This is a genomic window from Cupriavidus sp. UBA2010 (assembly GCF_002335265.1).
Lineage (GTDB): Bacteria > Pseudomonadota > Gammaproteobacteria > Burkholderiales > Burkholderiaceae > Cupriavidus > Cupriavidus metallidurans.
Genome location: NZ_DDCI01000020.1, coordinates 62,143 through 74,976, shown reverse-complemented (window position 1 = coordinate 74,976; position 12,834 = coordinate 62,143). Strand labels below are relative to the sequence as shown.

Annotated in this window: 8 protein-coding genes; 6 read left to right on the top strand and 2 right to left on the bottom strand. The window is 66.3% G+C overall.

Features of this window, described 5'->3' with window-relative positions; translation table 11 throughout:
- Positions 1 to 229 precede the first annotated feature (229 nt).
- Positions 230 to 646, top strand: coding sequence for an organic hydroperoxide resistance protein (locus B2246_RS14970; protein WP_286881994.1), 417 nt, complete (start codon positions 230 to 232; stop codon positions 644 to 646).
- A gap of 32 nt (positions 647 to 678) precedes the next feature.
- On the opposite strand, the gene B2246_RS14965 is transcribed toward B2246_RS14970, so the two are convergent.
- A complete protein-coding gene (locus tag B2246_RS14965; protein ID WP_286881995.1) occupies positions 679 to 2,442 on the bottom strand; it encodes a sigma-54 interaction domain-containing protein in 1,764 nt (587 codons plus the stop codon).
- 173 nt (positions 2,443 to 2,615) lie between these two features.
- On the opposite strand from B2246_RS14965, the gene B2246_RS14960 reads away from it, so the two are divergent.
- The 5 genes from B2246_RS14960 to B2246_RS14940 all read left to right on the top strand — a co-directional run bounded on the left by B2246_RS14960 (position 2,616) and on the right by B2246_RS14940 (position 12,479).
- Complete coding sequence (locus tag B2246_RS14960; protein ID WP_008651010.1) at positions 2,616 to 4,163, top strand: acyl-CoA carboxylase subunit beta; 1,548 nt, start codon at positions 2,616 to 2,618, stop codon at positions 4,161 to 4,163.
- A 51-nt stretch (positions 4,164 to 4,214) separates the two neighbouring features.
- The gene (locus tag B2246_RS14955) at positions 4,215 to 7,541 is read left to right on the top strand and encodes an acetyl-CoA carboxylase family protein (RefSeq protein ID WP_286881996.1); all 3,327 of its coding nucleotides are present in this window, start codon (positions 4,215 to 4,217) and stop codon (positions 7,539 to 7,541) included.
- Positions 7,542 to 7,623: 82 nt separating this feature from the next.
- Complete coding sequence (locus B2246_RS14950) at positions 7,624 to 10,107, top strand: CoA transferase (protein ID WP_286881997.1); 2,484 nt, start codon at positions 7,624 to 7,626, stop codon at positions 10,105 to 10,107.
- Between the two features lie 56 nt (positions 10,108 to 10,163).
- The gene (locus tag B2246_RS14945; RefSeq protein ID WP_051705494.1) at positions 10,164 to 11,198 is read left to right on the top strand and encodes a Bug family tripartite tricarboxylate transporter substrate binding protein; all 1,035 of its coding nucleotides are present in this window, start codon (positions 10,164 to 10,166) and stop codon (positions 11,196 to 11,198) included.
- Between the two features lie 303 nt (positions 11,199 to 11,501).
- Entirely contained in the window at positions 11,502 to 12,479 is a 978-nt protein-coding gene (locus B2246_RS14940) for a cytochrome-c peroxidase (protein ID WP_008651016.1), read from the top strand.
- A gap of 75 nt (positions 12,480 to 12,554) precedes the next feature.
- On the opposite strand, the gene B2246_RS14935 is transcribed toward B2246_RS14940, so the two are convergent.
- Entirely contained in the window at positions 12,555 to 12,818 is a 264-nt protein-coding gene (locus B2246_RS14935) for a hypothetical protein (RefSeq protein ID WP_008651017.1), read from the bottom strand.
- Between the last annotated feature and the right edge of the window lie 16 nt (positions 12,819 to 12,834).

Here is a 12,834-nt window from a genome sequence, read left to right as displayed (position 1 = left end):
CTCTCCCGCCACACTGTTTTGTATCTCTCTGTATCGGCATCCCATGCCGATACGCGCGCACACGAAACCGGCCGATTTTGGCTACGGCGCTGATACATCCACCCGCTTAAATGCTCCTGTACGCAGCACGGCACGCATCGCAAACCGTGAAGGCGGCACCTTCGACATCTACCTATATGGCCCGGCAGCAGTCCGGGTCAGAACGTTCATCCGATACCAGGAGCCCAGCATGACCAAGATCGACAAAGTCCTCTACACCGGCAAGACCCACACTACCGGCGGCCGTGACGGCGCTGCACGCAGCGACGACGGCAGACTCGATATCCGCCTGACGCCCCCGGGCGCGGCAGGCCACGGCACCAACCCCGAGCAACTGTTCGCGGCCGGCTGGTCGGCTTGCTTTATCGGCGCGCTCGGCAAAGCGGCACAGGCGCGGAAGATTGCGCTGCCCGCTGGCGTGGCCGTCGATGCGGAAGTCGACCTCGGCATGGCTGGCGATCAATATTTCCTGCAGGCACGGCTCAACGTGAGCCTGCCGGGGTTTGACCGGGCCACCGCTCAGGCGCTGGCCGAGGATGCGCATCAGCGTTGCCCGTACTCGAAGGCCACGCGCGGCAATATCGATGTCGTGATCAATGTGGTGTGAGTGGCGTGGTGTGACTGGCGTGGCGGGCCGGGTTAGCCACCCGGCCCGCGCTCCAGAATCTTGTACAGGTGGGAGCGCGAGATCCGCAGTTGCTCGGCGGCGCGCTTCTTGTTGCCGCCATGGCGTGCAATGGCCTCAAGTACCGCCGCATAGGCGAGTTCGCTCATGCCGGCGGACAACGCGCCGGATGGCGGGGCTGCAGGCAGCGACGATGCGTAGGACACTGGCGGTTCGATCCCCGCACTGCTCTGCGCACTGTTCCCCGCACCTGGCGGCAGCGGTGCCTCATCCGGCTGGGCACTGGCGGCCACCGGCACGATTGCTGATTCCCCGCGCGAGAAGTCCGTCACGCGCAGCGTGCGGCCATCGCAGAACACCAGTGCTTCCTCGATGCGTTGCCGCAACTGGCGCACATTGCCGGGCCACGGCTGGCTGGCGATATGCCGGGCCACGTCCTGGTCGATCGCGGGGGCGGGGATGTTGTTACGCTGGCAGAACGCGTTGACGAAGTGATGCAGCAGCGCGGGAATGTCCTCGCGCCGCTGGCGCAGTGAAGGAATACGCAACACCACGCCGCTCAGCCGGTAGTAGAGGTCGAGGCGGAAACGCCCGGCATCGATCAGCGCGGGTATATCGCGGTTGGTCGCGGAGATCAGGCGGAAATCCACCCGTTCCGGGCGATGGCTGCCCAGCCGCTCGACCATGTGGTCCTCCAGCACGCGCAGCAGCTTGACCTGTACCTCCATCGGCACGTCGGCCACTTCATCGAGAAACACCGTGCCGCCAGCTGCAATCTCCAGCTTCCCGGCCTGTCCCTTGCGCTGGCTCCCCGTGAAGGCACCTGGCACATGGCCGAACAGTTCCGATTCGATCAGCGTGGCGGGCAGGGCGGCCAGGTTCAGGCTGACCAGCGGCCGTTCGCGTGCGGGCTCGCTGCCTGCGGCGTGAATGGCGCGGGCCACCAGTTCCTTGCCGGTGCCGCTTTCGCCCAGGATCAGCACTGGCACATCCAGGCGTGCCACGGTCTCGATCTCGCGGCGCAGCCGCTGCATCGGCGCGCTTTCCCCGATCAAGCCGTATGGCGATGGACTTTCACGCAGGCCATCCAGTTCGCGCCGGTAACGCACGACTTGAGAGCGCAGCTCGGACAGTTCTTCGTGCATTCGCGCAATGGCTTCCGGTCCCTTGAACATGATCTGCCCGATGGCGCCAACCACTTCGCCGGCCTCGCGGATAGGGATGCGGTTGACCACGCGCGTCACGCCGTTCATTCGCTGCAGTTGCCCGATTTCGGCCTTGCCGCTGGCTGCTACCTGGGGCAGCCGCGAATTCGGGATGACGCTCGCGGCCGGGCGCCCAATGCCTTCGCCGGTGTTCAGGCCAAGGAATTTCTCGTGGACCGGGCTGACGTAGCGCACCTGTCCGGCGTGGTCCGCCACGACGATGGCTTCGTATGGGCTGGTCAGGAAGTGGTCGAGGATCGCACCAGCGAACGGCACCGAGCCCAGGAAATCGAACAGCGCCGTGCTCGCGTCCGCGCGATGCAGAAGGATCAGTCGATGCTGGTCGTCTTCCTGGCACAGGCCGATGTAGCGGTGGAGGCCCGTCTCGACGGGGAAGAGCCGCCGCCCGGTTTCCCGGTCCGCCGACTGCGCCCATGCCTGCTCGGCCGCATCCGCGATGTTGCTGTCGGCGCACACGCCGACAGCGGCCACCCGGCCGCCGTCGCGGGATAGCACCAGTGCGCCGAGCGCCACGGCTTCGGTGGCCGGACGCTGTGTGTTCTCTGAGGACACTGCCTGTCTCCATGTGTGTCCTCGTTGAGGACGCGAACTGTCGTTATGGCGGACATGATAGTGGCGGCTGAGAAAATCCTCAATGAAATCATGGTGCTGGCGAGTGTCTTCGGGGTGGCATGGATCGTGCGCTAGTGGAGTCAATGCATACGCCGCCAAAGAGGAAACACGCCGTGACCTGGCAACCAGAGATTGATGAACTTGCCTACCGGAGGCGACTGGCCGCCCGCATGGGCGGTGAGGAAAAGGTGGCGCGCCATAAGGCGGCCGGCAAGCTTTCCGTGCGGGAGCGGATTGCCGGTATCGCCGATCCCGGTACGTTCCGGGAGGTTGGCGGACTGAGCGGCAGCGGCCGCTACGACAGCAACGGCCGGCTCGTGGACCTGGTGCCGTCCAACCTGGTGATGGGCCGGGCGAATGTCGGCGGGCGCCCGGTGGTGCTCGTGGGCGATGACTTCACCGTGCGTGGTGGCGCCAATGACGGCGCGGTGGGTGACAAGCTGATTCACGCGGAGAAGATGGCCCATGACCTGCGCCTGCCGATGGTACGGCTGGTCGACGGCACGGGCGGTGGCGGCTCGGTGCGCAATGTCGAGATCAAGGGCCATACGCTGATCCCCACCATGAAGGTGTGGGAGCACGTGGTCGAGAACATGGCCGTGGTGCCCGTAGTGTCGCTTGCACTGGGGTCGGTGGCGGGCATGGGCGCGGCGCGCGTGGCAGCCAGCCACTACTCGGTGATGGTCCGCGAGACGTCGCAGCTCTTTTATGCCGGCCCGCCAGCGGCGGCGCCCAATGAGCAGGGGCTGACGAAGAACGAACTGGGTGGCAGTCACATCCACAGCCGCAATGGCGTGGTCGATGACGAGGTGGCCACCGAGCAGGAGGCGTTCGCGCGGGCGCGTGATTTCCTGTCCTACCTGCCGGCATCGGTGCACGAACTGCCGCCGCGCGTGACACCGGCAGACGACCCCGCCCGCCGTGATGAATGGCTGCTGGCCGCCATCCCGCGCGATGGCCGGGCGACGTACGAGATCCGTCCGATCCTGGAAGCGCTGGTCGACGCTGGCTCTTTCTTCGAGATCGGCAGGCACTGGGGCTGCGCCATCGTTACGGGCCTGGCCCGGCTCGATGGCTGGCCGGTGGCGGTGGTTGCCAGCGATCCGCGCGTGCAGGGTGGCAGTTGGGATAGCGATACCGCCGAGAAATTTACGCGCATTGTCGATCTGGCCCAGGCGTTCCACCTGCCCGTGGTGAATCTGGTGGACACCCCCGGATTCCAGTCCGGCCTGGACGCTGAGCGAGCCGGTACCACACGGCGCGGTGTACGCGCGCTGGCGGCGGTCTATCAGGCCACCGTGCCGTGGTGCTCGATCATCCTGCGCCGCGCGTATGGCGTGGCGGCCGCCGCGCATCAGCACATGGGGCGCTTCAATTTCCGCTACGCCTGGCCATCAGCCAACTGGGGCGAGGTGCCGATCGAAGGCGGGCTGGAAGTTGCCTACAAGTCCGAGATCGAAGGGGCGGACGACCCGGTGCAGAAACGCGCCGAGATCATGTTGCGCGTGCGCAGCCTGACCTCGCCGTTCCGCAGCGCGGAGGCCTTTGTCATCGAAGACATCATCGATCCGCGTGAAACACGTGCGCTGCTGTGCGAGTTCGCCAATCTGGCGGCGCCGCTGCGCGAGGCAGGCGTGAGCCGGTTCGGCATCCGGCCCTGATTGACGTACGAACTGAATTCCCAAGACAGAAGCAGAAACGAGGAGACTGAATTGAAGAAGCTGTTGATCGCCAACCGCGGAGAGATCGCATTGCGCGTCCAGCGCGCCGCACGCGACCTGGATATCGGCACCGTCGCGGTGTACTCGCAGGACGACGCGGGCTGCCGGCATCGGATGCTGGCCGACGAGGCCATTGCGCTGGACGGTGCAGGCCCGGCTGCGTACATCGACATCGCGGGAATCATCGCTGTCGCGAAGGCATCGGGCAGCGATGCCGTACACCCGGGCTACGGTTTTCTGAGTGAGCGGGCCGATTTTGCGCAGGCGTGCATCGATGCCGGCATCCGGTTCGTCGGACCGACGGTCGAGCATCTCGCTCTGTTTGGCGACAAGGGCCGCGCGCTGCAACTGGCGGCCGAGTGCGACGTGCCGGTCATGCCCGCCACGCATGGCGGCGCGTCTCTGGAGGAGATCGAACGCTTCTTCGATGCCCAGGGCGACGCCGGCATCGTCATCAAGGCGGTTGGCGGTGGCGGCGGGCGCGGTATGCGCGTGGTGCGCAGACGCGAGGATCTGGCGGAGGCTTATGCGCGCTGCCGGTCCGAGGCCAGTTCCGCGTTTGGCGTCGATGCGCTGTACGCCGAGCGGCTGGTCAGCCGGGCACGCCATATCGAAGTGCAGATCGCTGGCGACGGCCAGCACGTTATCGCGCTCGGCGAGCGGGACTGCACGCTGCAGCGCCGTTTCCAGAAACTGGTGGAGATTGCCCCGAGCCCGGTGCTCAAGCCGGAGCTGCGCGCGGAGATTATCAAGGCCGCGCTGCGGCTGGCGCGTCGCGTCAACTACCAGAGCCTGGGCACGTTCGAATTTCTGGTCGAGGAAAGCGAGTCGGGCGAGCAGAAGCGCTTCGTCTTTATCGAAGCCAATCCCCGGCTGCAGGTGGAGCACACCATCACCGAGCAGGTGACCGGCGTGGATCTCGTGGCGCTGCAGATCGGGCTGGCCTCGGGGCGGACGCTTGCCGAGCTTGGACTCGATCCGGCTTCGCCGCCGCAACCCCGGGGCTATGCGATCCAGGTGCGCGTCAATGCCGAAATGACCGATGCGCAAGGGCTGGCGCGTCCAGCATTTGGCCGTCTGGAGCGTTTCGAGCCGCCCGCCGGTCCTGATGTACGGGTGGACTCCCACGGCTACGCTGGCTACGAGCCGTCGCCGAACTTCGACACCCTGCTGGCCAAGCTGATCGTGAGCAGCGCCGCACCCGGGTTCGAAGCTGCCGTGCGCCGGCTGCAGCGCAGCCTCGCGGAATTCCGCATTGTTGGCGTGCCGACCAACCTCAACCTGCTGCGGGCGCTTGCCCAGCGCGAGGACTTCCTGACGCAGGACGTCCACACGCGGCTTTTCGAGTCGATCCTGCCGGCGTTGATGGCGTCGGCGGAAACCATCGCCGAAGCCGAGCGCGCGCAGGATGCGCGTTTCGGCGGCGCATCCCATGCAATGCCCGCGCACGCGAGCCACGCGACCCGCGCACCGGAGGCCGAAGAGGAACTGGAAGAAGGGCTCGTGGCGATTCGCGCGCCGCTGACTGGCCGCGTGGTCGACATCCCGGTGCAACTGGACGAGATCGTCAAGCCGGGGCAGACGGTGGCCGTGCTCGATGCGATGAAGATGGAGCACGCGATTGTCGCGCCGTGCGCGGGCCGTGTGGTCGATCTGCGCCCGGAGAAGGGTGCGCTGGTGTCCGAAGGCCACATGCTGATCGTGCTCGAGCAGGCAGAGGCCGACGGCGTGGCCGTGGATGCCGCGCGGAATGTCGATCCGAATGCGATCCGAGCGGATCTGCAGCGTGTGCTGGACCGGCACGCCTATCTGTATGACGCGGCGCGTCCCGATGCCGTCGCCAAACGCCGTTCGCGCGGGCAGCGCACGGCGCGGGAGAACATCGCCGACCTGTGCGATGGCGACTCCTTCGTGGAATATGGCGCGCTCGCGCTGGCCGCGCAGGCATCCCGCCGCAGCAAGGAAGACCTGATCGTCAACACGCCCGCGGATGGCCTGATCACCGGTATCGGCGAGATCAACCGCGAGCTGGTTGCGAAGGAACGGGCACGCAGCGCGGTGATGGCGTACGACGCCACGGTGCTGGCCGGCACGCAGGGCAAGCGCAATCACATCAAGACGGACCGTATCGTCGAGGTGGCGCTCCGTGATGAATTGCCGCTCGTGCTGTTTGCCGAGGGTGGCGGCGGGCGGCCTGGTGACGTGGATTTCCCGTCCGTCTCCGGCCTGTATCAGCCGTCGTTCGCGGCGTTCGCCGAACTCAGCGGACACGTGCCGGTGGTCGGCATCGTGTCGGGCCGTTGCTTTGCCGGCAATGCGGCGTTCCTGGGCTGCTGCGATGTGATCATCGCCGATCGCTCGGCGAACATCGGCATGGCCGGGCCGGCGATGATCGAGGGCGGCGGCCTTGGCATCTTCCGTCCGGAAGACGTGGGTCCCGCGTCGGTGCAGTTCGCCAATGGCGTGGTCGACGTGCTGGTCGAGAACGAGGCCGAGGCGGTGGTGGTCGCCAAGCACTACCTGTCGATGTTCCAGGGCCGCGTGGCGCACTGGAGCGCGCCTGACGCGCTGGCGTTGCGCCAGGTCGTGCCCGAGAACCGCCTGCGCGTGTACGACACCCGCAAGGCCATCGAAGGCATCGCCGACGTCGGCAGCGTGCTGATGCTGCGCGGCGGGTTCGGCGCGGGCATTCACACCGCGCTGGCCCGTGTGGAGGGGCAGCCGGTCGGCATCATGGCCAACAACCCGTATCACCTTGGTGGCGCGATCGACGCGGATGCCGCGGACAAGGCAACGCGCTTCATGCAACTCTGCGATGCGCATGGCTTGCCGATCATCTCGCTGATCGATACCCCGGGGTTCATGGTCGGACCCGAGATCGAGGCCCAGGCCCAGGTGCGTCACGTGTCACGGATGTTCCTGGCTGCCGCCAAGCTGCGCGTGGCGCTGCTGGCCGTCACGCTGCGCAAGGGCTACGGCCTCGGCGCGATGGCGATGGCAGGCGGTGGCTTCCGCTCGGCAAACTTCACGATCTCGTGGCCGACCGGTGAATTCGGTCCGATGGGGCTGGAGGGCGCGGTCAGGCTCGGCTTCAAGAAGGAGCTTGAAGCGGTGCCCGATGGCCCGGAGCGCAAGGCGCTGTTCGACAAGCTGGTGGCGCAGTCCTACGAGCGCGGCCACGCGATCAACACGGCCGCAGCGGTGGAGATCGATGCCGTGATCGACCCGGCCGAGACGCGCAAATGGATCGCCCAGGGCATTGCCTCGGCTGATGTCCGCAGCCGCAGGGCGCGCCAGTCGTTCGTCGATGCATGGTGAGCGTGGTGATCGTCACTGTGATGAGTGAAACGCGGGCACTGTTCGGCAGGCCCGATCCACGTCCACACGCGAGGGATTCAAGATGAAGGATGCTGCTGCCCCGGCGCCGCTTGCGCTGGGTGGGCTGCGCGTACTCGAGGTCGGCACCGGTCCGGCGCTTGCGTACGCGGGCAAGTTGTTCGCCGATTTCGGCGCCGAAGTCATCAAGGTCGAGCGCCCGGAGGGCGATGTCTGGCGGCAGATGCCGCCGCTGGTTTCCAGTGCCGAAGCGCAGCCGGAGAGCGCGCTCTTCGCCTGGCTGAACACCAACAAGCGCAGCGTGACCGCTGATTCGGCGGATGCCGCTGACCGCGCGTGGCTTGCCCGGCTGGCAAGAACCTGCGATGTCGTTCTCGATGCCCGCGCGCTGACCGAAGGCGTGGGCGTGCTGTCCGCACCCGTCTGGGCCGTGGCCGCAGACGCAGCCGCAGCCGTGGAAGGTCAAGCGGGGCACGAGTCAATCGAGGTCGCGCTCACGTGGTTCGGCGAAAGCGGGCCATATAGCGAGTTCGCGGGTTCGGAAGCCGTGTGCCGCTGCCTCGCCGGCGCCGTGCACGGAAGCGGTCCGGTGGACGGGCCGCCGCACATGCCGCATGACGTGCAGACCGCGATCGTGGGCGGGCTGATGGCGTACTCGGCTGCGGTGGCCGCCCTGATCGGCGGGGCGCAAGGCAGCCGTCGCTATGTGCTGAGCCTGCATGAAGCGGTGTTCAGCGTGGTCGAGATGGAAGCCGGCATGGTGCCCGACAAGCGGCACCCGCTGCGCCGTCTGGGCGTCAACCGTTTCTGCGGCACGCATCCGGCCGGTATCTACGAGACCGCATCGGGCTGGATCGGCATCTTCACGCACACGCTGCCACAGTGGACGGCGCTGTGCGAAGCCATCGGACGGCCCGAACTGGCCCGCGACCCGCGTTTCGCGAACGGCCAGGAGCGCATGAACCGGGCCGACGAGATCGACGCCATCCTGATCCCGGCGTTCCGCACGCGCACGGCGCAGGAGTGGTTCGAGCTGCTCGGGGACATGAAGCATCCCACCGTGCTGGTGCCAACGATGCAGGAACTGCTCGGCCAGGCGGTGCACCGGGAACGTGGCGCATTCGTGCCGGTACGAATCGGCGGGACGACGTTCGAAGGTCCCGTGGTGCCACTCCGGCTCGACGCAGCCGGTCCGCTGGCCGGTGGCGACGCGCCGCTGAAGGGCGCGGACGATGCGTTCTATCGTGCGTCGGGTCTCGATCATCGACCGCTGCACCAGTTTCAACGCGCCACCACGGCGCAGGGCCCGCTGGAAGGTGTCCGTGTCATCGACCTGACGATGGGCTGGGCCGGGCCGCTTGCATCGCGCACGCTGGCCGATTTCGGCGCCGAGGTCATCAAGGTCGAGAGCACGAGCTACCCCGACTGGTGGCGCGGCGCGAACTTTACCGAGGAGTTTTATCGGGAGCGGTTGTACGAGAAGAACTCGAACTTCAACCTGATGAACCGCAACAAGCAGGGCATCACGCTCGACCTGACGCGCGAGGAGGGCAAGCGGCTGTTGCTCGAACTGGTGGAGGGCGCGGACGCCGTCATCGAGAACTACTCGGCGGAGGTGTTGCCGAAGCTCGGGCTTGACTACGAGGCCTTGCGCGCCCGGAACAAGCGGTTGGTCATGGTGTCGATGCCGGCCTTCGGGCTCGGCAACGCGTGGAGCAATACCCGGGCCTACGGCGGCACGCTCGAACAGGCCAGCGGGCTGCCGCTCTACACCGGGCACCCGGATGGGCCGCCCGCCATGACCTCCTATGCCTACGGCGACCCGATTGGCGGGCTGAACGCGGGTGCGGCGATGCTGCTGGCGCTGTTCGCGCAGCAGACCACGGGCGAGGGGCGGCACGTCAACCTGTCGCAGGTGGAGGCCATGCTGCCGATGGCCGCGCCGTTCATGATCGAGCAGTCGATCTCCGGAGCGGTATCGCCGCGACAGGGTAATCGTCATCCGATGCTGTTTCCGCACGGGTGCTTCCGCTGCGACGGGGACGATGCGTGGGTCGTCCTGTCCGCAACGGACGCGCACTGGCCCGCCCTTTGTCGCGTCATGGGGCGGGACGATCTCGCCGTTGATGCGCAACTCGCCAGCGTGTCTGGCCGACGCGCGCGGGGGAATGAGATCGACGCCGCAATCGGCGCCTGGTGCGCCGGCCGCGATCCGGAGGCGGCGATGCAGACGCTGCAGCAGGCTGGCATCCCGGCGGGCGTGGTGCGTCCCATGTCGCAGGTACTTCAGGATGCCCATCTGCACGCACGCGGATTCTGGCGCGACATTGACCGTGCCCATAGCGGGCCGTACCGGGCCACGACCGCCTGGTTCCGCACGGGCAGCGAGCCGCAGGCAATCCGATATGCCGCCCCAACGCTTGGCGAGCACACCGAATCGGTGCTGGCGCGCGTGCTCGCGCTCGGCCCGGCTCAGATCGCGGAGCTGGAGCGTATCGGCGTGACAGGGAAAACCGCGCAGCCCAAGGTATCGAAGGGGCGCGCATGACGCAGGAACTCAGCAGGACCACCGAGAACGACACCGAGAACGACAAGGAGACACACATGAAAGAACGCGAAATCACCGCACGCCGCCGCGCCATCAAGGGCGGGATGAAGCTGGTGGCAGCGGCGCTGGCCGTCATGGCAGGGACGATGGCGGCGCCGGCTGGCGCGCAGACGGCCACACAGACGGCCAACTGGCCCAACAAGCCGATCCGGATCGTCGTGCCGTTCCCGGCAGGGTCCACCACCGATACCGTCGCGCGCGTGCTGTCGGAGCAGCTCAGCAAGTCGCTGGGGCAGCCCGTCATCGTCGAGAACAAGCCGGGCGCGAACGGCCTGATCGGCGTTGCCGAAGTCGCCAAGTCACCCGCGGACGGTTATACGCTGCTGGTCACGAACTCGAGCAGCATCACCATCAACCCGCAGGTGTACAAGCGGAGCAACTACAAGCCCAAGGATCTGGCGCCGGTCGCGCTGGTAGTGGAGGCGCCGTTCGTGCTGGTGGCGAACCCCGAGTGGGCAAAGAAGAACAGTATCGGCTCGGTTGGCGATCTGGTTCGCTACGCCACGCGCAATCCGGGCAAGCTCAGCTATGGCTCGGCGGGGCCGGGCAACATCGCGCATCTGAGCTTCGCCATGCTGAACAACCGGGAGAAGATCCAGACCACGCACGTGCCGTACAAATCGGCCTCGCAAGCGGAGATGGCCGTGATCAGCGGTGAACTGGAGACTGCCTTCGACGCGTGGAACGGGCTGCCGCAGATCAAGGCTGGCAAGCTGAAGCCGCTTGCAGTGACGTCGCCCAAGCGGATGCCGCAGTTGCCAGACGTGCCGTCGCTGGAGGAAGCCGGTGTCAAGCCGTTCGATGTCAGCTTCTGGCTCGGCATGCTGGCGCCGGCCGGCACGCCGCCGCAGATCGTGCAGAAGCTGTATGAGATCACCAAGGGTCTGGCCAACGATGCCCGCGCAAAGTCTGTCCTGAGTCAGCAGGGTGAAGTCGTCATGATCGACCCGGCGAACTTTGCCAAGCGCATCGAGAAGGAAGATGCCAACTGGGCAGTGGTGATTCAGCGCGAGGGCATCACCCTGGACTGACGCGCCGTTGATGTACTGCTGACGCACTATGGGTGACGGGCCAGCCGGGTATGCCAATCGTTCGGCGACGATGGGCATGTCCGGCTGGCTGCGGCGCATCGGGACGAAATCGAGCCCGATTTGATATGTGTCGTACCCGTTCGTTTCATCCTCCAAAGCGGTTGATAGCTATCAACACCTGGATGGAACCAAAAGTGCCTAATCCGGCTTGCGGACCGCGCTGCGCGGTCCGACCCACAAGACGGAGTCCCCATGAAATCCAGCCGAAGCAGAGTCCTGTCGACGTTTTCGACGGCGACGTTCATGACGGTGCTGTTTGCCGCCGCCGTATCCAGTGCGCACGCCGCCGAGCCGCAAGCCGAACCTATCCAGCCCATTGCGCCTGCCAAGGTCCAGCACCCGGAACGCGTGGCGCTGGGCGAAAAGCTCTGGTTCGATCCTCGTCTTTCACGCTCTGGCTTTATCTCGTGCAACTCGTGCCACAACCTCAGCATGGGTGGCTCGGATAACCTCAAGACGTCCATCGGCGACAAGTGGAAGCAGGGCGGCATCAATTCGCCGACCGTCCTGAATTCCAGCCTGAATTTCGTGCAGTTCTGGGATGGCCGCGCGAAGGATTTGCCAGAGCAGGCGCGCGGGCCGATTGCCAACCCAATCGAGATGGCCTTCACGCACGAGTTGGCGGTCGACACGCTCCGATCCATCCCCGGGTACGTCGATGAGTTCCGCAAGGTCTTCAAGTCGGACAAGCTGACGATATCCGAAATCACACTGGCCATTGCCGCGTTCGAGGAAACGCTGGTCACGCCGAACGCGCGCTTCGACAAATGGCTGAAGGGTGACAAGAAGGCCATCAACGCGCAGGAGTTGCGCGGCTACCAGTTGTTCAAGGGCTCTGGCTGCGTTGCCTGCCACAACGGCCAGAACATCGGCGGCAACTCGTTCCAGAAGATGGGTCTCGTGGAGCCGTACAAGACCAGGAATCCGTCGGAGGGCCGGGCAGGCGTGACGGGCAAGGACGCTGACCGGTTCAATTTCAAGGTGCCGACCCTGCGTAATGTTGCGCTGACTTATCCGTACTTCCACGATGGCGAGGCGGCCACGCTGAGTCAGGCGGTGGATACGATGGGGCGCCTGCAACTGGCGCGCAAGTTCACGCCGGAAGAGAACGCCGATATCGTGGCGTTCCTGAAGACGCTGACCGGCGATCAGCCGAAGATCGTGCTGCCTATGCTGCCGCCGTCGAGCGACAAGACGCCGAAGCCGAAGCCTTTCGAGTAAGGCGCCGCTGACGGCGCCCGCGCGCGTTGGGGCCCCGTCCCGTCCCCGTCCGCTTTCCCCCTCGGGGGCCCCGCGTCACCGTGCTTGCGCCTCGGCGGGTTTGGCCGCTGCGTCGGACCCCTTGCCGAACCGCGCGGCGATCTGATCCTGGACCTTGGCCAGCGCGTCGGCCTGAGCCTTGGCGTCCTGAGCCTCCTTGGCCTTCCTGGCTTCGGCGGCCTGCTGTTGTTCCGGCGTTGGCGGCGGGAGCTTGGCGATGGCCGGTGCGGCCAGCAGGCAGCCGAGAGACAGCGCGAGCGCGCGCAGCGAAGCAGGAACGGACGCGGATTCGTGTTTCATGAGTTTCGTCTCCCTG